The sequence below is a fragment of the Melghirimyces algeriensis genome (assembly GCF_900182565.1).
Taxonomy (GTDB): Bacteria; Bacillota; Bacilli; order Thermoactinomycetales; family DSM-45169; genus Melghirimyces; species Melghirimyces algeriensis.
On sequence record NZ_FXTI01000004.1, the window covers coordinates 29670 to 53684 of the forward strand.

The window sequence follows — 24015 nt, forward strand, 5'->3', positions numbered from 1 at the left end:
GACGAAGGAGGAGTCGAAATGGAGCAGCTGACACAGAATGAGTTCATCAATTTAAATGAATTAATTCATACAGAAGCATTGGCGATCCGTAAATGTGGATGGTATGAAAGGCAATGTGAAAGTGAGGGGATGAAGCGGTGGTTTCAGGAAGCGGCAGAAATCCATCGGAGTCACCTTCAAGGGCTGATGGAACAACTTCGACATCACAGTGGCCGAAAGAAAAACGATTCAAAGATCAAACATTAAAGATTGGAGGGGAGTTATTTTATCATGGAACTGTTGGAAAGAGAAATGGCACGGGATATGTTAATGACAGAGAGACAGTTGGCTCAATGTTTTTTACAAACAGAAATGGGTTGTTCCAACCAAGACCTCCGAGAAGGTTTGCATCCAATGCAGATGGAAACCAAAGAACTGCATCATCGGTTGTCTAATACGATGCAACAGAAAGGATGGCTTCAGACATCGGTTGCGGGACAGCAGGAAATTGAAAGTCTGATCCTTCATTGGGAGCAACAGGCGTTGAAACAGCCGACGTTGGGTGAAGGGAAACAGAAACAACATTAAAAAAGATGGAAAGGGGCGGGGCTCATGTTATCTTGGTTGGTCAAACGGTTGACCAACACGGTAGTGGATTCCATAGTGAATCGATTGATGCAGGACCCATACACAGAAAATCTGTTTTCTTTTGTTACCATTGCCCAAAAGCTGAATCCCAGAGGGATCATGGAGGCGACAATGCGGGCAGAATCCGGCAAACCGATTCATCGCCCCTTGGGAAGTCCGGTTGTTCGTTCTTCTTGGCACCAGTTGCTGTTTAATCCCGTACACTTACACCGATTGCCGACCCAGGACGGGGTCAATATCCGCACGAAGACGACGATTGGTCCTCAGGCAAAAAAACCTTTGCATTTGGAAATACCCATATTGATTTCCGGAATGTCTTATGGAGGGGCTCTCGGTTTAAAAGCGAAAATGGGACTAGCTAGGGGGGCGGCTATGGCAGGAACCGCCACAAACTCCGGGGAGGCACCCCTTGTTTTAGAGGAGCGACGGGAAGCCCGATATTTTATTGGACAGTATAACCGGGGCGGATGGATGAATGACCACGATTCACTCAGCCAGTTGGATGCTATTGAAATACAACTGGGTCAAGGGGCACAAGGGGCTGCCCCAATGGGAAGCTCCTCCTGGCAGATGGATGAATCCTTTCGCAAGCGATTTCATATTCCCAAAGGAGAAGATGCGCCCATCCATACCCGACTGGAGGGAGTCAATCGACCGGAAGAATTTCCGCCATTGGTGCGCCACCTTCGGGAAACCTACGGAGTACCGGTAGGGTTGAAAGTTTGTGCAGGTCACTATATTGAAAAAGAACTGGATATTGCGTTGGAAGGCGGGATTGATTATATTGTGGTAGACGGGGCGGAGGCTGGGACGCATGGTGGCCCCACCATTCTCCAGGATGATTTGGGATTACCCACTTTGCAAGCGCTTGGCCGAACCATTCGTCATTTGGAAAAGCAGGGGGTCAAGAAGGGGGTCTCTGTGATCGCAGCTGGTGGCTTGACCACGCCAGGTCATTTTCTGAAAGCCATGGCTTTGGGAGCAGATGCCGTATATATCGGTTCCATTGCTTTAGTGAGCATGCTTCATACGCAATTTAACATAGCGTCTCCATGGGAGCCACCGGTTCAGGTACTCTTATATCAAGGAAAATTTAAGGAAGACTTCAATGTTGAACAGGGAGCAGAACATCTGGCCAAATTTTTAAAGTCCTGCGTGGAAGAAATGAAGATGATTGCATACGCTCTGGGAAAAACAGATCTTCAACAGATTGACAGGAATGATTTGGTCTCTTTAGATCGGGAGCTAGCTCGACTGTTGGGGGTGGATTATGCAGGGCATCCCCGTGAAGAACAGAACCTCGCCTGGACAGAGGAGCAGGACCCTTGGTTATTTTCCACATCAGAGGATTTTTTCACAGGTCAGGGGGAAGAAATCTCCCCACGGATTTACCATTAAAACATCCAGAAATCTATCTTCTGGGTGTTTTTCGATTCTTATTTTTGTATACGATCGGTCCAAGAAGATATGAATGATGATTCGACAAAATTCAATGAATTTGTCAAAAGCCCTTCTCATTTTTTGAAACTAGTTTAAAATAGTACTTATCATTGGGTTTATATCTTTGGAGATTATAAGTCTATATTTTCAGTAAACTGTGATGACAGAAGTATGGAAAGGAAGGGAAGCGAATGGATGCTCAAGCAAAGCATATGATGGCCATTATCCTTCGCATGATTCAAGAAGTATACCAAACGACTGTTAAACTGGAGGAAGTCTTGAACTCCGGAAGTGTACAAATATTATCGCGGGACTTTGATCCGCTGAATGAATTGCTGGAAGCGATCGGATATCCGGAAGAAAAAACGGATTTGGTCTATGAGTTGATTCAGGTGTATCTGGAAGGAGAAATGACGTTGGAGGAAGTGGTTATCGGTATTGAAAACGGCATGAATGAAGCGGTAATCGTTTCGTAAAAACCAAGCCGGGGATCATCCCGGCGTTTTTGTTTCACAGTAAAGATAGCAGTCTGTGTTGTTGATTGGATGAAAGGGAGCGCGCATTTTCCTAGAAAAGGTGGAGTAAGAAGCAAAGTGGGAAACGGTTGTTTTACTGGCCTAATGCCACTCCCTTCTTGAATCAAGGGACTTTCCGCTTTATTTATGGCTGGTACGTATAAATCCCATGTCCTGTTTTTTGAATGGCTGGATAGATCTCCATAATGGTTTTCATTTTGATGGATGGATTGGCTCCTAAATCCCCGCCTTTTTTCTTCACTTCCTCTACCAGTTGAGACAGTCGGAGCGGGCCTTGTTCATGTAAGCATTGTGCCACCATTTTTGCTGTTTCAATGGTTTTTCTCTGTACTCCTTTTGTTTTTGCAAAATCGGCAAAGGAGGGTGGTTCCTTTTCATTCTGCTCTGTCTTGTTTCTTTCGGTTTCTGCCATTTTTGTTTCCACAAGGGGTGTATGAGTTTGCAGGTAGGATGACAACCCCTGGTTGATTGATCCTGCCAGTGCCGACAGAAGCGCAGCATTTTCCTCTCGAATGATTGTTCTTACTTTTTCTGCAATCAATCGTTCCACTTCGTGATCCAATGTAATTTTGTTCATCATTTGATCTTCCTTTCCCTCAAATTTGTATATAAAGTAGAAAAAAGTCACTTTGATGTATATGACTTTCACTCTACTCCAGTATATTACCGATTTGAGTAAACATTATACCTTTAAAGTTATTTAAATGAAAAAAGTTTCCTGAAAAATTATGTGATCAGGGTTAAAATGCCCCCTGTTCTTCGGAAAGGGGGCATTTTTAAAGAAGTATTAGATCGTATGTGAGCGCCTTAGTTAGCAGATAAAAAGCGTTTTTTATATTTTTGATACAAATATGAAACGGATAATAGGATGGTACCTAATCCGATAAACGAGAAAATTCGGTACAGTGTATCGAGAAATGAAAGGTCAACAATCATTATTTTAAAGATGGTGATCCCGAACAGACCCATGGACATGACTCGCAAGTTTTGTATACGGCGCCAGATTCCCACAACCATTAAAGTGACAGAATATAACAGCCATATACCGGATAATGAACTTTGCTTCAAATTAGAGAGGAAATGAAGTGTTTCTTTGTCATCAGATGGTACCTGTGCCAGTATTTTTCGATAAAAATCACTGGTTTCCACTGTCAGGAGCTCAAACAAAACCAGTACCGCCAGCACCGAGAAGACAATCCTCCCTTTTTTGAGCCAATGGGATTGGGGTGTTGTTGTTTGAATGCCGAGTTTGATCGCAAACAGACTGATAGTGATCAAAGCCAGCATGAGAAAGCGCAGATTCAACACGGGAATAAACGCACTTAGTGGGACAAATTTAGCCCCTGAAACGATACCTGTGAAAAGGGACAGACTGAACGCCGTCAAACCGATGTATAACAGGGAATGGATCTGTTTTTTCAATCCCCTCCAGACCAAAGGCAGCGCATAGAGCAACCAGACCCCAACCAATACCATGAAATAGATGTATAGAATCGTGGGAGAGGATTTCCCGTCGGCTTCTGTAAGAAGAATCCGAAATCCATCGGTCGTTTCAACGGTCAACCAAGGAAATAAAAGAAGAATCCACCCTGTTTGAAGACTTGATTGGATGGGTTGCATCTGTTTTTTTTCCAACCGTCGAATCAGAATGGAACCTGCTGCCAGCGTTCCGGCCAGCACGAGAAAAGCCAGAGTTCTTATGTTCCACACTGGTTGAAATGCTTTTAAGGGTGTAAACCACCACGTTTCATCCAGCAACAAGAGTTGAAGTGTGGAAACAGCATACAGGAGGAGCGCAAACATCCAAAAATGGTTCTTTTGCTGTTTTATGCCCAGCCAGATAAGGAGCAGTGCTCCCATTGACCAGAAAATAATGCTTGGAAACGGGGAGAACCATAACGGGACGGTCAATCCAAACAGGGTAAAGGCTGCGATGTCATATTGCTGTTGGAAAGCGGTTGACAGGTTTGCTTTGCGGGACAGGAGTATGTATACCGCCCCGATCCCCAGGTAGATCCAGCCTGTCCAGTCATCATGCTGTGGATGAAATAACGAATAGACTCCTGCTAAATATGCCAAGCCATTCACCGCTGCGGACCCACGTCTGATTTCCCTTCTGGAAGTTGATGGCTGATGGTCCAGAAAGACTTCCACTGCCACAAACATTCCCCAAAACAGTGTAAGGAATCCGAAAAGCAGGAGTGGCTGATCCGATTCAGTGTGTACAGCAAACCAGATGAAATAGACGGCTGCCAAGGTAAGAGGCGGAATCGATACCCACTCTTTCTTCTTTAAGGACACCCAAAGCACACCTATTGTTAACAAGGTGATATAGGAAAACAGTTTTGTTTCGCTTGCCTCCTCTGCGGGAAGAAGAAAAGGGGTTAAAAACCCACCGATCCAGCCGAGTAAAGTGACGGCCAAAGAGTCATGACGCAATGCCTGTTGAAAAGAAAGTGCAGTGACAAGAACCATCAACAACAGGGCAACCTGTTGTGGGATCAGATGATAAAAGTTGAATGAGGCGTATATAGCCAAATAGTTGATGGAAATTCCGGCTCCAACCACTCCTTGGGCGAACACGGTTAGTTTCTTTTTGCGAAATTTTTCGCCTAAAATGAGAAGGGCGGTTCCAACGGCTCCTCCCATTAAGACGCGCATGGACTCGGTGATCCACTCATGATCAAAGGCATATTTGAGAAAAAAGCTGACTCCGATGATCAAAGCCAATGCCCCAATTCGATTTAACAATTTTCCACCGACGAACCATTCCCAACCTTCTTTTAGTTTGGGAATGGAAGGCTGAAAAGTGTTTTCCTTCTTTTTTGGAGGTATTGCTGTTTGCGGGACGGTTGGAGTAGACGGATTCGGAAGTTCAGAGCGTTCCTGCTGTCCAGGGGATGAACTCTCCGTCAGTGGAACACCTACTTTTTCTAGATACCTGACCCGTTTTTCCAAGTGGTTGAACTTGGCTAGAACGGTGAGAACGATTACAACGCTGGCAATAAAACCTAAAAAAAGGCAGACCAGCAGAAAAGCGATCAGTCCCGCCATCTTATTTCCTCCTTCCAACGATCATTTTTTTATATTTAAAGGTCCTGTTCGTTTTAAGGAAAAGGAAAGCTTCTCATTTAAATCGGATTCCAAATGAACAAATCGGTATTTAGGAGTAATGGTTTTAGTTTTTGGGTTATAAGGAGCGACCACCATGGAATCCTGGTATGTATCAATAATGAGTAAAGGGGATGGCCCCTGGGATACGAGAAAATACTCCTGGTTTTTGGCGATCAGGGTCCCGCTGGAATAAGATACTGAAATGAGTAAACCGGCAAGTACAGTGACAGCAATCCAGTTGGTTTGCTGCTTCTGTTTTTGAACCAAGTAAAAGAATAAATACAACAATACCGAGTGGATCAAAAAGAGAAAAACCAGCCATCCAAAGTGTTCCCGACTCAGAGAATACCTTACTTTCATTCCGATAATCATGGCGAGTGCCAAAGGAATTAAAACAGAAAACAGAAGGGGACCGTATTGTCTGAACTCCGGAATGGAGATACAAAGATAAGCGATGGAAAGAGTAAAAATCAGAACACATACAGCCAAGACGACAGAAGTCAGATGGATTTCAGCATACATGGAAGGGATTTGAAAGTATGACTTGTATCCCACGTCACTCAAGTAAGCGGAGAAGTATCCCAAGCCTGTAATTCCAGCCAAAAGCAAACCTTCTGGAGCACGGGTGACGATTCGTTCCAGTGGGGTATTTTTTTGGTTCGCCATCTTTTAACCTCCTTTATTGTATTAAGCGAAGTAGAGCTGGCTTCTCGTAACCAATCGATTTACTGATGAGAGTCGTTTGTTCCTTTGTGGGATACAAACGAAACTGAAACACTTTGTACATATGTTCCCCTCTCCATACCATGAATTATATACGGAGATGGTCGAACTTGCGAGAGGGGATGCTCGCTTTCATCCCATAAATGAATAATAGGGGTCTAAATAAAAAAATCCCCATCTGTCCAGATGGGGGCAAGTGTATCGTTCACATCTGCAGGTTGTTCCAGACTTCCAGTTTTGTTTGGACTTTCTGGATCACTTCATTGGTAAATTCGGAAGTTGTGGCGCTACCTCCCAAATCAGCGGTTCGAATTCCTTCTTTTACAGTTTCAATGATAGCCTCATAGATGGCTCGTGAAGCGACAGGTGCTTGTTCGGTATTCAAATGGGATAAGAGTGAGGCAGAGGCTAAAATCATAGCCATTGGATTGGCCAGGTTTTTGCCAAACAGAGTGGGGGCTGTTCCGTGCGGAGCTTCCGCCATCACGACATGGGGATTGAAGTCTTCGTCAAAGCTCATCAGGATGGATTCTGCTCCCGCGATGGACCCAAAGAGTTGCAGAACCATATCACTTAGACAATCTCCGTCGCGGTTCAGGGCAGGAATTACAAGAGAATCTCCTGTATTATTCAGCAACAAAGCATACGTGGCATCGATCAGCTGAGGTTCGTAAGTAACTTCCGGATATCGCTTGCTGACAGCATCCATTTCTTCCTTTAGCATGCCTTCATAGATGGGGCTGACTGTATATTTGGGTCCACCAAATACTTTTGCGCGAGTGCGTTTGGCATGCCGAAATGCGTATTCAGCAACAGCACGGCAGGTTTTGCGGTCGATTGCTTCCGTTCGGTAGGAGACTTCATTGATTCCTTCACCTTCCCGCCATTCTTTGGCTCCATAGGCGTCTCCAACAGCCATTCGAATGACAGAAATCGGAGCAAAAGCACCCGCTACAGGACGTACACCGGGAATGCGCCGTCCGGTCCGGACGATTACTTTTCCATCGATTTCTTTTCGGAGGATCGCATTGGGACTGCCTACATCTCCTTTTTCCTCCGGTGTGATGGTGGCTGCTTTTAATCCATAGCCAGCTTCTTTCATCGCACGGGCTGCTTCGTAGACCACTTCATTTTTGGTTTTACGACGGTTTTCCAGGCTGAGATCAAAATGTTTCAGTTTCACCTCGAAACCGATTACTTCCGGGTCCAGGACTCTAAGAGATTCCTCCAAAAGTTCCTGGCCGGTTTGATCCCCTTCCAACACGACAATTGTTTTTTTCTCTTCCAACGAGATCACCTCTTGTATAATATCCTTCCCCATTATAACTGGAAGGGAACCCCTATACCACACCATTGAAGATTCGAAAAAGAAAGAAAAACATCTTGCTTCAAAGAGAGACTTTTCCAAGATATAATGGGGAAGAGCCATTGTGGAAAAGGAGTGGTGGTTTTGGCCCCTGTTCTTCGGGGTTTTATGATTTTGACCTTGGTCTTGATGGTGATGATGTTCCCTTCTTCTGTTAAATTTTCTTCTGTTGATTTACAGGACAAAGCTGAGATTGAACAAGCGATTGATGAAAAGATTGAAAAAATGACTCTGAAGGAAAAAGTGGGACAGATGTTTATCGTCGGTTTCCATAATGGAGGACAGCCGGCTTTTCAGATGAATCGCCAGATCCGAACACTGATCCGGGATGAAAAAGTCGGTGGTGTGATTCTATTTGACCGAAATATTCAATCCCCCAGTCAAGTCGGCAAGCTGACAAACAAAATGCAGCAATTGGCGCTTTCGGTGTCACCCCAAATCCCTCTGTTTGTTTCCGTCGATCAGGAGGGAGGGAAAGTGACTCGGATTCGCGAAGGAGTGACGGTGTTTCCTGGAGGAATGGCTTTGGGGGCTTCAGATAATACTGATCTGTCCTACCGATCCGGCTTTGTGACAGGTTCGGAACTTCGAGCGATGGGAATCAATATGAATATGGCGCCGGTATTGGATGTAAACAACAACCCCCGTAATCCTGTGATTGGAGTTCGATCTTTTTCCAGTGATCCCCATCTAGTATCAAAAATGGCATCCGCACAGATTCGCGGCTACCATGACGGACAAGTTCTCACTGTGGCAAAACATTTTCCCGGACACGGAGATACATCTTCCGATTCCCATGTGAATTTGCCTACAGTTAACCATCCGATGGAGCGTTTAAAGCAAATGGAATTGGTTCCCTTTAAACACGTGTTAAACGAGACGGACGCAATCATGTCAGCCCATATCACGTTTCCTGCCATTGAAGATACTCCGGGTCTTCCAGGTACCTTATCCAAAAAAGTACTGACTGGTCTTTTGAGAGAACGTTTGGGCTATCAAGGGTTAATCATCACGGATGATCTGGAGATGGGAGCGATTGTCGAAAACTTCGGTGCCAAAGAGGCTGCTGTTCAAGCAGTGAAGGCCGGAGCGGATGTACTGTTGATTTCCCATGATCTTACCCGTCAACAATCTTCCATCCATGCAGTGCGAAGAGCGGTGGAAAGCGGAGAGATTTCCGAAAAAAGGATTGACCAATCGGTTCGTCGTATTCTTCAATTAAAGGGAAAAAAGACAGGCAAAACATCGATTGTGAATCAACCATTGGCTGCAGTGGAGAAAATACCGGAGCAAGTGGCGACAGAGAAAAATCGGACGGTTGCAGGAGAGGTGGCTCAAGCTGGGATCACGCTTGTACAAGATCCCCAAAGCCGGATTCCTATCAAACAGGGAGATATAAAAAGAATGCTTGTCGTTTCTCCGGTCAGGGCTCGTGAGCTAGGGAAATCTCTTTCATCTGATGGATTTTCCGTTCAAGTACAATCCGTGGAACCGGACCCTCAATTGTCCACGATTCGGAAAATTACGGATCAGGCAACAAATGTGGATGTAGCCATTGTGGCCACATCTCGTGCAGAGGCAAACCCAGGACAGGTGAGACTGATCCGTGCATTGGAAGACCAGGGAGTTCCAGTGATTGCACTAGGATTGGATACTCCCTATGAAGTGGCTTCACTTTCCCGTCAGACAACATATCTCGCACTTTACAGTTCCACCCGAACAGCGCTTGAGGCAGCGACAGAAGCCATTACAGGAAAGAAAGGGATCAAGGGAAAACTCCCCATTGATATTCCTGGACTTTATCCTAAAGGTTATGGACTGAAACGTTGACCCGGCAGAAGATGTTTTTGTGGGATATTACGACGGAGATCCAGCCTGAAACGGAAATCGGAAACCTCAAAACATTCTTCCCCAAGCAGTTGACAGGCACTGTGGAAAAAGGTAACGATGGAAAAGGAGGAACATGGACTTGATTATTCAAATAAGTGCTGCGGTGGCCACAGCCGCTTTTGTTATACTAGTGGTGGCTGCAGTGGTTTCCCTCCGAAGATTGAATCGAACCATGGAATCGGTGGAATCCACTTTAAATGAAGTGCGTCCCAGACTGGAAGAGTTGGCGAATGAATCCGAACGTACCTTGAAGGAAGCACGGAGCCTGATCGAAGATGTGAACCAAAAGACCCGGCAGACCGATGCGTTTTTTGAAACCATTCACAATGCCAGTGAAAAAATACAGGAATTGTCCAACCACATTACCCATACCGCTTCCTTGCAGAGAGAACGTCTGGGGAATCTCATTGCAATTGTGAGTTCCGGCATGGACCTTTGGAAGAAATGGCGTTCCATTCGACCGACGAACAAGGAAACCGTGAAAAAAGTCAAATAACACAGGGGAGATGATTTGATGAGTAAAAGTGGGAAATTTTTATGTGGAGCAGTGATTGGTGGATTCATCGGTGCAGCGACAGCACTTCTTTTGGCTCCAAAGCCGGGTCGTGAAACCAGGGAAGATCTCTTCAACACGTTGGAAAAAGCCAAGCAAACGCTTCGGGAAACATCTGAAGATGTGGGTTGGAGAACTACGGAGGTCAAGGAGAATACATCGGATAAATGGATTGAACTCCGCGAGTCCCAATAATACGTAACCTCATAAAATGTGATGATGCCATTCAAGATTCAGGACACCCTTTTGGGTGTCCTTCTTTCATGTTTAAGAGCATGTCTATCTCCGTCTTCTTGTGCATATAGTGAAAAAACAAACCACAGGGCGGGGATTGAGATGAGTAAAGCATTTGTTTTTGCACTATTGGCAGCGTTCAGTTTTGGGGTGGCACCTGTTTTTGAGAAGCTGGGTTTGGCTCGAACCCCACCTTCCTTTGCTCTCTTTTTGCGGGCAGCGGTCACAACGGTGTTTACTTCCATTTTTCTTTTTTTTGAATCCAAAAGTGGCAAACTATCATTGCCTGATTTCCATTCACTTGTACATATTTTACTGGGAGGTGTCTTTGGGGTCTTTATCGCCCAGTATTTTTATTTCAAGGCGCTTCAGTATGGGGATGTGGGTCAAGTGATGCCGGTAGTTGGCAGTTTTCCGGTCCTTGCATTTTTTCTGTCTGTGATTATTTTCGGAGAGTCTGTAACTGTGTCCAAAGTCATCGGAATTCTATTGGTGGTGGGAGGGGTCATCCTTCTGGGCGATTAGTTGCATATTCATCTATATTTGAAAGGAAACAGAAGAATGCGCTTCTGTGTGCTTGCCCAGACTCGTTTAATTGGGTTGTACTTTTTGTTTGAAAATGTTCTCCTGTATCTAGATAAAATGACGAAATGGGAAGCAGGAGGATCTTCATGAGTGTTGATCGGACACAAAAAAAATCCATGACAGATGAGTTCTTGGAGCGTCTTCAGGAACATCGGAGGTATCTCTATCATATTGCATATCGCCTGACGGGTAACACAGAAGATGCCAAAGATCTGATGCAAGAGACTCTTTGGCAAGCTCATCGTAAGTCAAACAAATATGTTTATGAGAAATCGTTGAAGGCATGGCTTCGTACAATGATGACAAATCGCTTCCGAGATCAAAAAAGGAAAAAAAGTTTGAAACTGGTTGCCTTGGAAGACGCGTTTATACAGTCAGAGCCTCCCCATTCCGTGAGTAACTCTGTCGAGGAGCAAGTGGAACAGCGGATGATGTTGGAACAAGTCAAAGACGAAATCCAAGATTTGCCTGATATCTACCGTCGGGTCGTTTTACTTCGGCATTTCCACGGCTATTCCTATTCGGAAATCAGTCAAGTCCTCGACATTCCGGAAGGGACGGTTAAGACACAATTATTCCGAGCCCGGAAGATGTTAAAAGAACGACTCTCCAAAAAGTAAGGGGATCAAATGAATGTCTTCTTCTTGCAAGGATATGGATCACCTGATTCAATTGTATGTGGATCAGGAGATTGAAATGGACGACCGCCAACGGCTGAAGGAACATGTGGAAACATGCAGTTCCTGCCGTAAAAACCTGTTGGAAATGCTGGACCTTGTCCAATCTTTGGAAGAGATCCGAAACCATCAGGAAAACCGTTCAAAGCCCATTACCCTGCTTAATTACGGGGTGAAATGGGTGGCGGTTTATGTTGCCATCATTTTTTTGGTTGCTTTTGTTCCTGGAGTGTTACAACATCGAAGTACAGAAGGGAATGAACTGGCAAACGATTCTGTTCCCTCCAATCCATCCCATTACGAAATGATGGTGTTGGCAACTCAGGCGGAAAAGCTTCATATTCCTGAGAGCGATTATGTTCATGTGACCACTCCCCAAAGCCTGACAGCTGATGCGGATATTGAAACAGCACTCATTTATCCCAGTGCGTTGCCGTTTTTTGAAAAAAAGATGCAAGATTGGAATCGAGAAGCCATTAAGCGTTTTGTATTTGTTCGAATTCCGGACAATAAGACCCTTCAGACAATCTTGTCTCTGGCTGGATCGGATGTAAAGAAAACATCATTAGAAAAGCCCAGTTTTCCAATGTCTATCATTTTAACTACAGGTGAAAAACCGAGTATGGAAATATTTTCCTTTCCTGAAAAGAAAAAAAATATCTCCCACTGGTTCGACAAAATGGCTACAACCTCCGTTATTCATTAGGAAAAGTTCGAAATAGCAAAAAAACCCCATGACAGCTTTGCAAGTTTTCGATATAATAGTCGTCAAAACTTTGAGAGGGGACTTCGAAGATGAGTCGAGAATTGGATCAGTTACGAAAGCAAATTGATGAAGTGAATACAAAGCTGTTGGAACTGCTCAATCAACGGGCCCGATTGGCACAATCAATCGGAGAAGTTAAAAAAAGTCAGGGAATCCATCGTTTTGATCCCGTTAGGGAGCGGGATATGCTGGATCGAATGACAAAATTGAATCCGGGACCTTTCGATAACGACACCATTCGACATTTATTTAAGCAAATCTTCAAAGCCTCTCTCGACTTACAGGAGAAGAATCATAAAAAAGCTCTTCTTGTCAGCCGCAAACAACAGCCCGATGATACAGTGGTTCATGTGGGAGATGTTCAGATTGGTGGTTATGAAAAGAACCTGATTGCCGGTCCTTGTTCGGTGGAATCGGAAGAACAGGTTCGAGAAGTTGCTCGTGCACTTAAACAACAGGGAATCCGTCTGTTGCGTGGAGGGGCCTTTAAACCACGGACATCCCCCTACGACTTTCAGGGAATCGGGGAAGAAGGGTTGCGGATTCTCAGAGAGGCTGCGGATGAATTTGATTTAAAGGTAATCAGTGAAATTGTGAATCCTTCTGATATTGACTTGGCAGAGCGTTATATTGATGTGATCCAAATCGGTGCACGAAATATGCAAAACTTTGAGCTTTTAAAAGCTGCAGGTTCCTCCCGTCTTCCCGTTTTTCTGAAACGGGGAATGTCGGCAACGGTGGAAGAGTTTCTGTTTGCCGCTGAATACATTGTTTCCCGTGGAAACAGCCAAGTGATGCTTTGTGAGCGCGGAATTCGCACATATGAAAAATGGACTCGGAACACCTTGGATATCTCCGCTGTTCCTCTGTTGAAGCAGGAAAGTCATTTGCCGGTTTTTGTGGATATCACCCATTCGACGGGTCGTCGGGATATTCAATTGCCGGTGGCAAAAGCGGCATTAGCTGCTGGGGCAGACGGTTTAATGCTGGAAGTTCACCCGGACCCCTCAGTGGCATTGTCAGATGCCAATCAACAAATCGACATTGCGCAGTTTGAGAAGTTCATGGATGAAATCCGTCAAAGCGGTTTGTTCCAATTCACAGAACCTGTTCCTGAAGTATAAAGCGATTTTCGACCGGTGTATTTACACCGGTTGAGACTGTTGACAAAGAGAATAAGAGGAGGGATTTCCGGTGGAGCATCCTTTTCCGACGACCCAGCGGAACCCCTGGAGGTTCCAACCGTTTAGCGGACAACCTGCTTTTCCTTTTTGTCCGCTGGTTGGGATCGGAGGGGATGAAGCGGACTCACTTCACATCTTTGTTGGAGGAAAGAGATGCGGAAACGGAAAGCACCCCTTCATCACTTTGTCATGAACCTCGATCGGTGTATTGTTTACAGAAAATGCTGTCTGAAAGCCCACGGTTTGAATCGTGGGATGAAAGACGGCGTTGCTCGGTAATCCCTTCAGGGGATTGCTTAGAGCAACAATTTTTTATCTTTAATTGTTGCAGTATAACCATTAAACTGATACAATCCATCATATGGAACAAGAATATCGAAGAACGAAAACAACTGTATCTTTAATTAACTATCATTTTGTTTTCTGCCCACGTTATCGAAGAAAAGTGTTAGTGAACCGAGTGGAAGAGCGATTCAGGCAGTTAGTAGAAGAAATTTGCCAAGAGAATCATTGGATCATTCTTGCTATGGAAGTGATGCCTGATCATTGTCATTTGTTCTTGAATGCTCTTCCCTCTGATTCTCCATCGGATATTATGGCAAGAGTGAAAGGAGTGACTTCCAGACGATTAAGACAGGAATTTAAACACCTGTCTCATCTGCCAAGTCTTTGGACACGCTCTTTCTTCGTTAGTACAGCAGGGAGTGTATCCAGAGAAACAATCAAACACTATGTGGAATCTCAAAAGAAGAGGGGGTGAATCAATGCCGACGATCATACTAAGGCTGGAACTACATAAACCCATTCAAGCCAAACAGGATATGTATCAGCGAATGGCGGAAATAAACACAGCATTTGCTAACTGGCTACTTGTTCACCTCTGGGTGAATAGAAACCTTCATTCTTGGGCGTTCTATCAGTTAAAGGAGTTTATCCGGTACAAGGTAGAGATGGCGGACATCCGCTTTGAGGAAGTCAAAGCGGAGTATACCAGCCAAACTTGTAAATGTGATCATCGAGAGAAAGCCAACCGAAAGGGGCTCCGGTTTCAATGCAAACAGTGTGGATACACCTGTCATGCTGATTTGAATGGGGCGATCAACATCGGTAAGGCGATTTCGGGACTCGCCACCTAGGGTACTGGTAACAGGTACGCCGCCCATGTGGGTACACGCCTAACTGCATGGGATGGGCTGATGAGACAGCCCTGAACTTGGGAGTTGTCCGAAACAGAAATGGATTGAGGGTGCTAACTACCCAAGAATCCCACGGTTCAGCCATGTGGAGTCTCAAACCGGTTTTTATTGTTTTTAATGGGTAGACTATCTGTTGAGAAATTGGATTTTTAATGAAAGCATCTTCTCTGCCTTTGCACGCTTAAAGAATTTATCGTATGCTTAAAAAATAGAAACCGAAACCAAATGGGTGTGAAAAATGGGGAATAAAAAAGAGACGATTACAATTTATGATGTCGCCCGTGAATCAGGCGTTTCCATGGCTACTGTATCGCGGGTTGTCAATGGAAATCCTAATGTCAAGCCGGCTACTCGTAAAAAGGTGTTGGAAACCATCAGACGAATGGGATACCGTCCCAATGCGGTGGCTCGTGGGTTGGCCAGTAAGCGAACCACCACTGTAGGTGTGGTTATTCCTGATATTTCCTATGCATTTTTTGCTGAACTGGCGCGTGGGATCGAAGATATTGCCAATATGTATCATTATAATATTATCCTTTGTAACTCTGATTTAAAGAAAGAAAAAGAGTTGCAGTTAATTGAAGCCCTCTTGGAAAAACAGGTGGATGGTCTGCTGTTCCTGGGTGGGGAAGTGACAGAGGATCATCGACAATTCTTTTCTGGTGCGAATGTTCCAACCGTATTGGCGGCTACTCTGGATGAAAAGGAGAAAGATTGCCCCTATGTAACCATTGATCAGGTGCAGGCAGCCAAAGAAGCTACCCGTATTTTAATTCAGGAAGGTCATGAACGAATCGGATTTCTTGGAGGGCCTTTAACTGATCCGATCATGGGTTACCCACGTTATCAAGGCTACAGGGAAGCGCTTGAAGAAGAGGGAATGGACTTTGATGAATCTTGGGTAAGAATGGGCAATTTCCGCTATCCATCAGGGTATCAGGAAGGCAAGGAAATGCTCCGGAATGAAAAAGCTCCTACCGCTATTTTCTGTGCCAATGATGAAATGGCAGTAGGCGCAATTCATGCAGCACAGGATTTGGGAAAAACGGTTCCGAAAGAGGTCTCCATTATTGGATTTGATAACATTCCGCTGGCATCCCAAGTACGTCCGCTTCTCTCAACGGTGGCTGTTCCCATGTATGATATTGGAGCGGTGGCCATGCGTCTTTTAACCAAATACATGAATGACGAAACGATTGAAGAACATCAGGTTGTATTGCCGTATCGTTTGGAACTGAGGGATTCCACCCTGTTAAAGGAAGTTTGATCCCAGGTGCGATGGAGGTTGTTGCAACAAAGGTCACTCCCAAAAAATATATAGAGGAAATCAGTTGAAGCCGGGTTTGTGCCGGCTTTTTTTGGGAGGTTTAAAAGTTAAATAATGGAATGAAAGGGTGATTTTTTTGATTTGTATTCTGGTTGTGGATGATGATCTGCATATTCGAAAACTTGTAAGCCATCATTTGCACTTGGAAGGTTATATGGTGTTGGAAGCTTCTGATGGTGAAGAGGCGTCCAGGTGGTTGGATCAGGAAGAGATCGAGTTAGCTATTGTGGATGTGATGATGCCCAATAAAGATGGATATCAATTGTGCAAAGAAATCCGTGAAGACTATGATCTGCCGGTGATTTTATTAACAGCAAAACATCAACTGCAAGATAAAGAGGAAGGTTATAAAGCCGGTACAGATGACTATCTGGTCAAGCCCTTTGAGCCCAAGGAACTGCTCTTTCGTATCAAGGCTCTTCTCCGTCGCTATCAGCGGGTGAGTGAAGATACGATTCATTTAAATGGAACCGTCATTGATCGAAAAAGCTATGAAGTGGATTGCAATGGACAAACACTTCTGTTGCCCTTGAAGGAGTTTGAACTGCTGTCCCAGTTGGGAAGTTATCCGGGACGCGTTTTCTCCAGAGAGGAGTTGATTCGTCTGGTGTGGGGAGCAGATTTTGAAGGGGATGATCGAACAGTGGATGTGCATATTAAGCGTCTAAGACAACGGTTTGCGAAACGAACGGAGGATTTTGCCATTCAGACGGTTCGGGGAGTCGGCTATAAACTGGAGGTTTTCAAAAAATGAAGTCTCTATATTTCCGCTTTGTAATGACAACGTTTGCAATTATGATTGTCAGTAGCTTAATCGCCTTTTTTGTCTCCAATATATATTATCAGTTTGTTCTCAAACCTTATAACGATGAAAAAAATACGAAAATCGCGCAAGATGTGGTGGATACCTTTTATAAGCAAGAACCCGCGATCAAACTGGATGATTATTTGGAAGGAATCGCCGGTTTAAGTTATCAGATGTATTTGGTAGATGAAAAAGGAAGGGGTACAGCCTATGGTACGGCTTATCGTGATTTGACATTGGATTCCAAAATCATTGAATCGGTTCAAAGAGGTAAGGTATATCATGGAATGGCGGAGTATCCCTTCGGATTGTTTGTAACTGGATTTTTTGAAAATGAATTGGCGAACAGTATTGGTGTACCTATTCAAGCAGAAGGAAAACAGTATGCCCTGTTTCTCCGTCCCGATGTGGAAAAGCAATTTGGAGAAATGCGCTATTTTTTGGCGATTCAAGTTTTACTGACACTAGGTTTAAGCTTTTTGTTTGTGGCAGCTAGTACCCTTGAGATTGTCCGGCCGATTCGCCGGTTGACAGAAGCAACGAAAAAGATTGCCAATGGAAACTACAATATTAAATTAAATATGACCCGGAAAGATGAAATTGGAAATCTGGCTCATCATTTTTCAAATATGGCTAAAAGCTTGCATCGGTTGGAAGAGATGCGACAGGAGTTTGTTTCCAATGTTTCACATGAGATTCAGTCACCTCTTGCATCGATTCAAGGATTTTCGCAGACCTTGCGAACAGAGAAGATGGACAAAGAAGATCAGGAACAGTATTTGTCCATTATCGAGAATGAAAGCCGGCGGCTTTCCGCTTTGAGCAAGCAATTGTTGCTATTGGCATCACTGGATAAAGAAGAGGCTGCTTTGGATAAAACAGAATTTGATGTGGCGGAACAGATCAAACAGGTGTTGCAGATGATGGAGTGGAGTTGGCGTCAAAAGGATCTGGCAGTCGAAATAAATCTTACTCCAACAAACATAAATGCTGATGCCAGCTTGCTTCATCAGGTTTGGACCAATCTGATCAATAATGCGATTAAGTTTACGGATCATGGTGGGACACTTTCTGTTTCCAGTACTTACAACAAAGGTTATGCGGTTATCAAAGTGAGGGACACAGGAATGGGAATCACTTCAGAGGATCTCCCTTATGTTTTTGACCGCTTTTATAAAGCGGATAAATCCAGAAGTCGCAAAAGCAAGGAGTCCAGCAGCGGATTGGGACTCTCCATCGTTAAAAAAATTGTTGATCTTCACGGTGGTATGATTTCTGTGGAAAGTGAGCCGGGGAAAGGTACAGAGTTTGTGGTGCAATTGCCGAGGAAGTAGGCGAACAGGTATATCTGTCAATCATGGTTCATCTTCTGTTCACATAAGCGGTTTATATTATCCATACAAGGTGACGGGGATGGAAATATAAACCCCGTGAAATTGGAAGGAGATGAACAAAGAATGTTTCTTGCCGTTCGTGAGATGAAACATTCCAAATTACGCTATTTACTGATTGGCTTTATCATGACCTTGATCACATGCCTGGTCTTTATTATTTCAGGGTTAGCCAGTGGATTGTCTTCGGATAATGGCTCCTCTATACAAAATATGAATGCAGATTACCTTGTTTTGGAATCGGATGTGGACACACGACTCGATCGATCGGTTCTTTCAGAAGAAATCTTGGATGAGATCCAAGATCTGAATGTTGACGCAGTTCCGTTGGGGCAACAGATGACATCTGTCACTCGCGACGGAATGGATCAAAAGATGGATGTCACATTTTTTGCGACAGATGCGGATGGTTTCTTGGTTCCTTCAGTTGTAAAGGGGAAAGGACTGGACGCGGGTCATCCTGGCCATGTATTGGTGGATGAAAAGTTAAAACGGGAAGAAGGGCTGAAGATTGGCGATGTGTTGAAGGATGAAATTTCTGGAGAAAAATTGAAGGTTGCCGGTTTTACCGAGGGACAGACATTTAGTCACACTCCTGTCATCTATATCACCAATGAAAAATGGGAAAAGATTCAACAGGGTTTTTCCAAGAAAGGGAAGGCAGTGGTTAATGCGATAGCGATTCAGGGAGGAGAGGATACTGTTGATAAGGTTGAATCTTCCTTGGAGAATGTGGAAGTAGTGAGCAAAGAAGAGGCCTTGGAAAGTATTCCAAGTTATCAGGCTGAACAGACATCATTAAATATGATGATCGCTTTTCTGTTTGTCATCGCTGCTTTTGTACTGGCTGTATTCTTCTATGTGATTACTTTGCAAAAAACACAGCAATTTGGTGTTTTGAAGGCGTTGGGAGCAAAAACGGGTTATCTTGCCGGCAATCTGATCGGACAGGTGATTCTTTTGTCTGTCATCAGCATTGGAATGGGTGTAGGTTGTACGTTTGGCATTCAGAATCTGTTTCCTGAGGGCATTCCTTTTACAATCAGCAACCAAATGCTTGTACAATATTCCCTTCTGTTACTGGCTGTAGCTGTATTGGGCTCACTTTTATCACTATTCCGTGTAGTTAAGGTAGATGCCATTGAAGCGATTGGGAGGGTGGAATGATGGAAGAGAAACTGCTTTTTCAAGAGATAAGCAAAGTATACGGGGATGGAAATACGCAAGTGACCGCATTGGATCATGTAACCTTTGGAGTTCAGGCAGGGGAGTTTGTGGCGGTGGTCGGTCCTTCCGGCTCCGGAAAGAGTACATTTCTGTCCATCGCCGGAGCTCTTCTGTCTCCATCAAGCGGATCGCTGTTTCTGAATGGACAGGATCTTACCGGTTTATCATCCAAGCAAATGACCCAGGTACGGCTGAATCATATTGGATTTATTTTCCAAACATCCAATCTCGTTCCGTATTTGACCGTATGGGATCAATTAATGTTAATCGCTAAACTGGCGAAAGTAGATAAAAAACAAGCGGGTGAAAAGGCAGATCAATTGCTCAGTCGATTGGGTTTGGAGAAACGAAAACATCATTATCCTGAAGCATTATCCGGTGGTGAGCGTCAACGGGTCGCTATTGCACGGGCTTGGATGAATGATCCGGAAATTATCTTGGCGGATGAACCGACGGCCAGTCTGGATTCCCAAAGAGGGAGGACAGTGGTGGAAATGCTTTCGGAAGAGGTTCATGCCCGAAAAAAGGCCGCGATTATGGTGACGCATGATGAACGGATGTTGGACTTATGTGATCGTGTGGTAAACATTATGGATGGCAGGCTGATTGAAAAAACGGCCACTGCCTGAGTTGACACCTTTTATCTGAGCCTTTTGATGGGATAATGGGCGAGGTTCATGGTATGGCACAGTGCAGTGGGGGAGGGAGATTTCTGTCTCCGTTCTCTTTTCTCCCGCAAAGAAGCGGAATGGGTTCACTTTATCTCCTCCGGTCCCAACCAGCAGCCAGAATATCCGCTAAACGGTTGGGACCTCTGGGAGTTCCGCTGGGTCGTCGGAATCGGAAAAGGATGATCCACCGGAAAACTCCTTCATTTCGAATATTGTCTTTGTCATCAGTCTGGCCCTTTGTAATTGAACAAAGGGCTTTTTATTGAGTACTCAAATGTTCTTTGCAATGGAGCTTGAAACAATCATTGACATCCCTTTGACAAAAACAGAGGAAAGGGTTAGAATTTGATCATACACAAATAATGTTCGAAGGTGATCGAATGAAAAATTATTCATTGAGAATCGAATATTCTCCCGTCTATGAACTCATATCCAGTTTTTATGCTTATATCAACAAGAAAGAGTTGAAGTTTTTCAGTCTACACAATAAATGGAGAGAGGAAACGAAAAGTAAGCTACCAAATAAATATGCTGATGAATTAGAGAATGAACAGTGGGAGGTATTACATCGAACCGTATTGCTTGTCTCTCAGTGCCCCGATAAAGAAACGGTTGAAGGCTTTTTAAAATGGTTTGGACAGCTACCTGCTGGAGAACTGTATGAGCGATTAGTACCATGGGTTCAGTCCATTCCACTCAACTTGGGAGAAATTAGGGATCGAAGTTTTTATTTGTTATCAGAATGGAACGAATACTACTTTCAACACTTTGATTCCCTGATCTTGTCCGATCTCAAAAGAGATGCAGAGCATAAAAAAGAAAAGGCTAACGAGATTGCACCGATTGATCTGATTGAACAGGTAACGAATGGAATCCAAATTGAACCGACGGAGCATTTGCAACACGTTGTGCTTGTCCCTCAATTCCACTGCCGTCCCACAACCATTTTGGATTTCCATAAAGGAATGGCCACATGTTTATACCCGATCAAGGAAGTATCAACCATACAAAATCCAAACGCAGATTTGCTTCAACTGACTACAGCTTTGGCTGATGAAAAGCGGCTTCGCATCGTGAGGTTTATTGCCAAAAAACCTCGTACATTGACGGAAATTCATCAGCATATCGGATTGGCCAAAAGCACTGTTCATCATCATCTAATGACTTTGCGTCGGGCCGGTATTATCCGCAGTCATTGTGTGGGAAGCACCACGGTTGCCTATTATAGCTTAAGAGAGGTTTTTATCGATGTACTGAATGAGAAAGTAAATCGTTTACTTTCGATTTAAGAACAGGTGATCGGATGAATAAAATAAGGGTTTATCTTAAGGCATACCACCCAGTCGTTCATATTTTGCTCGTAGGAACGGTCTTTATTAGCTTAACCAGCTCAATGAGTGTCCCTTTTCTGGTGATTTTTCTCAGTGAGACGACGGATATTCACTTTGCTTTCATTGGAGTGATCATCGGTGTAGGAGAGCTGGCGGCTGCTTTTGGTGGCTTTATCGGGGGCGTTCTTTCCGATTTTTTGGGAAGAAGAAAGTTGATGATTTACTCATTGATCATTCAGTCTCTAGTTTTCATTGGGTTCATTTATAATAAGAATCCATTGTTTTTACTTATTTTGAGTACGGTCAGCGGTCTTTCGACATCTTTTTTTGTAACGATATCCAAAGCGTTGATGGGAGATTTGACTCCAAAGAAACTCAGATTCAGGGTTTTTTCTAATCGATATTTGGCTGTCAATCTCGGTTATTCAATCGGTCCGATGTTAGGGAGTTGGCTTGGACTGGGTGGAAGTGCATTTGCTTTTTTACTTACTTCCTGTACCTATATGCTTTATGCGATTTCACTGATTTTTATCTTCAGGAAATGGAGAAGCAAAGCATCCATTCGTTCCGAAGAAGAAAAAGTGAATATCGTTCAGGCATGGAATATCTTGCGCGGAGACCGAGTATTGTTTCTATTTATTCTGGGGGGAATTTTGTTAACTACGGTTCATGGACAGATGTCCGTTCCGCTTTCTGAATACTTAAAAGAAAATATAGCGAAGGGGGTAGAGCTTTTTGGTTTGCTTATGAGTGTCAATGGGATGACTGTCTTGCTGTTTCAAGTACATCTCACCCGATGGTCCGAACGGTATAGTTTGTTTCAGCGAATTGCCATGGGAAGTGGATTGTTTGTAATCGGGGAACTAGGATTTGCCTTTTCTGCCGGGTGGTTTGGATTTATCATTGCGATGTTTATCTTTACAGTTGGAGAGATTCTGATCGTTCCAGCAGAATATGCGCAAATAGACCAAATTACCCCGCATGGAATGAGAGGGACCTATTATGGGGCACAAAACTTCAGTGTGCTTGGAAATTTCGTGGGACCTTGGCTTAGTGGGCTCTTACTTTCAAGCTATGGGGGACGTATCATGTTTATTTTTATGGGGATCATTTCGGTTGCCAGTCTGTTTTTTTACTGGAAAGGAAAACAACTTTACAGCAAAAGAACAAGTGCTCAATTGGTAAGTCAATCGATGTCTACTAAATGAGGAATAAAATGAGAGGGGGTGGGTTTTACTAACATTGAGGCGCAAAGAGAAAGTGACCGTGAGTTGGTGATTACTACTTTGAATCAGTCTCTACAAAATGTCTTTTCACTGAAATGAGATGTAGAAAGGAACCGGCTTCTTTCCATACAAGATGATTGTTTGCAAAACGGAATAACGGATCGGAAAACTCCTTTGAGTTGGGATTTGTAACTGGGGATGTTCAAATCCATTGTACACAAAGGAGTTTTTATATTCCTGATATTTAGGAAATTTCATAAATCGGTTACATTCAGTCTTTCCCCTGTTTTCATCATTCGTACGTCAAGGGAGTATTGCCTGGATCGGGAAAGCAGTCTGTCGATAAGATTGTCGGTCTCAATATAATAGGGCGGATTGTGAAAAGTACCAAAATGGATCGGAATCATCGTGTTCACATCAAGCAGGTAAGCGGCTTCTACTGCCTGTTCTGGTGACATGGCTGCTTCAATAGCACTCTGCTTGTCCAAGCCGGAAACCTTTAGAACTGGAGCATTTACAGGGAGACAGGCTACATCGATCGGTCCGTGCATTTGTCTGATCTTCCACCAGTAGCCGTGCCACAAAGTATCTCCACAGTGGATTATTTTTCTTCCGTCAGCTTCGACAATCCAGGCGATCTGGGGTGTTCCAAACCCATCCACTGAATAGGTTGCAGTAATGACAACATGATCCTGTTGGATGCTTTTTCCGGTCTGCATGCCAATGACATTGGAAAAACCTGCTTTTTCAGCGACATGGACGGATTCTTCAGGCATAAAAAGAGGAATGTCAGCGCCGAATGCTTCCAAAATGGAGGTTGGTTCAAAATGGTCAGGGTGAATATGTGTAATTAGGATAGAGGATACATTCTGAATATCTGACAGCGGAACAATGGGTTCGCGAGGCGTTCCCAAGAGAGTCTGTCCAGCAGAACGGTCCGAAGTTGCAGGGTTTCCCAATGGATCAATCAAAAAAGACATTTGTTTGGTCTGTAGCAGGATACCTGCCCACGGCAATTTTTGCAATCTCAAGTTAACAACCTCCCATGGGGATAAATGAGATAGGTTAATTATAAAATACTAAATATTATAAAACAACTAACTATACAAAATTAACTATATAGGTTATGATAAAAGGAACAGTGAA

27 protein-coding genes and 1 pseudogene are annotated in these 24015 nt (G+C 44.0%); 22 read left to right on the forward strand and 6 right to left on the reverse strand.

What is annotated here, in order from left to right; translation table 11 throughout:
• Window positions 1-18 precede the first annotated feature (18 nt).
• The 4 genes from FN782_RS07265 (at window position 19) to FN782_RS07280 (ending at window position 2543) form a co-directional block, all read left to right on the forward strand.
• The gene (locus FN782_RS07265) at window positions 19-246 is read left to right on the forward strand and encodes a hypothetical protein (RefSeq protein WP_142505122.1); all 228 of its coding nucleotides are present in this window, start codon (window positions 19-21) and stop codon (window positions 244-246) included.
• Window positions 247-270: 24 nt separating this feature from the next.
• Complete coding sequence (locus tag FN782_RS07270) at window positions 271-567, forward strand: spore coat protein (RefSeq protein ID WP_142505123.1); 297 nt, start codon at window positions 271-273, stop codon at window positions 565-567.
• Between the two features lie 24 nt (window positions 568-591).
• A complete protein-coding gene (locus FN782_RS07275) occupies window positions 592-2025 on the forward strand; it encodes an FMN-binding glutamate synthase family protein (protein WP_142505124.1) in 1434 nt (477 codons plus the stop codon).
• A gap of 233 nt (window positions 2026-2258) precedes the next feature.
• Entirely contained in the window at window positions 2259-2543 is a 285-nt protein-coding gene (locus FN782_RS07280; RefSeq protein ID WP_142505125.1) for a hypothetical protein, read from the forward strand.
• Between the two features lie 184 nt (window positions 2544-2727).
• On the opposite strand, the gene FN782_RS07285 is transcribed toward FN782_RS07280, so the two are convergent.
• The 5 genes from FN782_RS07285 to FN782_RS07305 form a co-directional block, all read right to left on the reverse strand.
• Window positions 2728-3180: a Rok-like winged helix domain-containing protein gene (locus FN782_RS07285; protein ID WP_142505126.1), complete on the reverse strand. Its 453-nt coding sequence runs from the start codon at window positions 3178-3180 to the stop codon at window positions 2728-2730.
• 230 nt (window positions 3181-3410) lie between these two features.
• Complete coding sequence (locus tag FN782_RS07290) at window positions 3411-5657, reverse strand: DUF2339 domain-containing protein (protein ID WP_142505127.1); 2247 nt, start codon at window positions 5655-5657, stop codon at window positions 3411-3413.
• 21 nt (window positions 5658-5678) lie between these two features.
• Complete coding sequence (locus tag FN782_RS07295) at window positions 5679-6383, reverse strand: hypothetical protein (protein ID WP_142505128.1); 705 nt, start codon at window positions 6381-6383, stop codon at window positions 5679-5681.
• A 13-nt stretch (window positions 6384-6396) separates the two neighbouring features.
• Complete coding sequence (locus tag FN782_RS17465; protein ID WP_142505129.1) at window positions 6397-6525, reverse strand: helix-turn-helix domain-containing protein; 129 nt, start codon at window positions 6523-6525, stop codon at window positions 6397-6399.
• A 120-nt stretch (window positions 6526-6645) separates the two neighbouring features.
• Window positions 6646-7761: an isocitrate/isopropylmalate family dehydrogenase gene (locus tag FN782_RS07305; protein ID WP_142505130.1), complete on the reverse strand. Its 1116-nt coding sequence runs from the start codon at window positions 7759-7761 to the stop codon at window positions 6646-6648.
• Between the two features lie 129 nt (window positions 7762-7890).
• Here FN782_RS07305 and nagZ point away from each other — a divergent pair, with 129 nt between their 5' ends.
• The 18 genes and pseudogenes from nagZ (at window position 7891) to FN782_RS07390 (ending at window position 22851) form a co-directional block, all read left to right on the forward strand.
• Complete coding sequence (gene nagZ, locus FN782_RS07310) at window positions 7891-9636, forward strand: beta-N-acetylhexosaminidase (protein ID WP_185956116.1); 1746 nt, start codon at window positions 7891-7893, stop codon at window positions 9634-9636.
• Window positions 9637-9775: 139 nt separating this feature from the next.
• Window positions 9776-10192 (forward strand): DUF948 domain-containing protein, encoded by a 417-nt coding sequence (locus FN782_RS07315; RefSeq protein ID WP_185956117.1) that lies wholly within the window; start codon window positions 9776-9778, stop codon window positions 10190-10192.
• Window positions 10193-10210: 18 nt separating this feature from the next.
• On the forward strand, window positions 10211-10444 hold the full coding sequence (locus FN782_RS07320; protein WP_142505133.1) for a YtxH domain-containing protein: 234 nt from the start codon (window positions 10211-10213) through the stop codon (window positions 10442-10444).
• A 141-nt stretch (window positions 10445-10585) separates the two neighbouring features.
• On the forward strand, window positions 10586-11008 hold the full coding sequence (locus FN782_RS07325; RefSeq protein WP_185956118.1) for an EamA family transporter: 423 nt from the start codon (window positions 10586-10588) through the stop codon (window positions 11006-11008).
• 146 nt (window positions 11009-11154) lie between these two features.
• Window positions 11155-11688, forward strand: a complete 534-nt coding sequence (locus FN782_RS07330; protein ID WP_185956119.1) for an RNA polymerase sigma factor — start codon at window positions 11155-11157, stop codon at window positions 11686-11688.
• Between the two features lie 13 nt (window positions 11689-11701).
• Window positions 11702-12451: an anti-sigma factor family protein gene (locus tag FN782_RS07335; RefSeq protein WP_142505136.1), complete on the forward strand. Its 750-nt coding sequence runs from the start codon at window positions 11702-11704 to the stop codon at window positions 12449-12451.
• Between the two features lie 89 nt (window positions 12452-12540).
• Window positions 12541-13635 carry a bifunctional 3-deoxy-7-phosphoheptulonate synthase/chorismate mutase gene (locus FN782_RS07340; protein ID WP_142505137.1) on the forward strand — a complete coding sequence of 365 codons (1095 nt, stop codon included), beginning with the start codon at window positions 12541-12543 and terminating at the stop codon, window positions 13633-13635.
• Between the two features lie 70 nt (window positions 13636-13705).
• Window positions 13706-13888 (forward strand): hypothetical protein, encoded by a 183-nt coding sequence (locus tag FN782_RS07345; RefSeq protein WP_142505138.1) that lies wholly within the window; start codon window positions 13706-13708, stop codon window positions 13886-13888.
• A gap of 168 nt (window positions 13889-14056) precedes the next feature.
• Entirely contained in the window at window positions 14057-14455 is a 399-nt protein-coding gene (gene tnpA / locus FN782_RS07350; RefSeq protein ID WP_142505139.1) for an IS200/IS605 family transposase, read from the forward strand.
• Between the two features lie 130 nt (window positions 14456-14585).
• A pseudogene (locus FN782_RS17390) lies at window positions 14586-14831 on the forward strand (zinc ribbon domain-containing protein); the annotation flags it as partial.
• Between the two features lie 298 nt (window positions 14832-15129).
• Complete coding sequence (gene ccpA, locus FN782_RS07360; RefSeq protein ID WP_142505141.1) at window positions 15130-16158, forward strand: catabolite control protein A; 1029 nt, start codon at window positions 15130-15132, stop codon at window positions 16156-16158.
• Between the two features lie 136 nt (window positions 16159-16294).
• Window positions 16295-16972 (forward strand): response regulator transcription factor, encoded by a 678-nt coding sequence (locus FN782_RS07365; protein WP_142505323.1) that lies wholly within the window; start codon window positions 16295-16297, stop codon window positions 16970-16972.
• Window positions 16969-18357: a sensor histidine kinase gene (locus tag FN782_RS07370; RefSeq protein ID WP_142505142.1), complete on the forward strand. Its 1389-nt coding sequence runs from the start codon at window positions 16969-16971 to the stop codon at window positions 18355-18357. Before FN782_RS07365 ends, FN782_RS07370 begins: the two co-directional genes overlap by 4 nt.
• A gap of 123 nt (window positions 18358-18480) precedes the next feature.
• Window positions 18481-19581, forward strand: coding sequence for an ABC transporter permease (locus FN782_RS07375; RefSeq protein ID WP_142505324.1), 1101 nt, complete (start codon window positions 18481-18483; stop codon window positions 19579-19581).
• The gene (locus FN782_RS07380) at window positions 19578-20270 is read left to right on the forward strand and encodes an ABC transporter ATP-binding protein (protein WP_142505143.1); all 693 of its coding nucleotides are present in this window, start codon (window positions 19578-19580) and stop codon (window positions 20268-20270) included. The genes FN782_RS07375 and FN782_RS07380 overlap by 4 nt, the downstream gene beginning before the upstream one ends.
• A gap of 48 nt (window positions 20271-20318) precedes the next feature.
• Window positions 20319-20495 (forward strand): hypothetical protein, encoded by a 177-nt coding sequence (locus FN782_RS16760; protein ID WP_185956121.1) that lies wholly within the window; start codon window positions 20319-20321, stop codon window positions 20493-20495.
• Window positions 20496-20692: 197 nt separating this feature from the next.
• Window positions 20693-21601 carry an ArsR/SmtB family transcription factor gene (locus FN782_RS07385; RefSeq protein ID WP_142505325.1) on the forward strand — a complete coding sequence of 303 codons (909 nt, stop codon included), beginning with the start codon at window positions 20693-20695 and terminating at the stop codon, window positions 21599-21601.
• Window positions 21602-21615: 14 nt separating this feature from the next.
• The gene (locus tag FN782_RS07390) at window positions 21616-22851 is read left to right on the forward strand and encodes an MDR family MFS transporter (RefSeq protein ID WP_142505144.1); all 1236 of its coding nucleotides are present in this window, start codon (window positions 21616-21618) and stop codon (window positions 22849-22851) included.
• A 272-nt stretch (window positions 22852-23123) separates the two neighbouring features.
• Here FN782_RS07390 and FN782_RS07395 read toward each other — a convergent pair whose 3' ends face one another.
• Window positions 23124-23900 carry an MBL fold metallo-hydrolase gene (locus FN782_RS07395; protein WP_142505145.1) on the reverse strand — a complete coding sequence of 259 codons (777 nt, stop codon included), beginning with the start codon at window positions 23898-23900 and terminating at the stop codon, window positions 23124-23126.
• Window positions 23901-24015 lie beyond the last annotated feature (115 nt).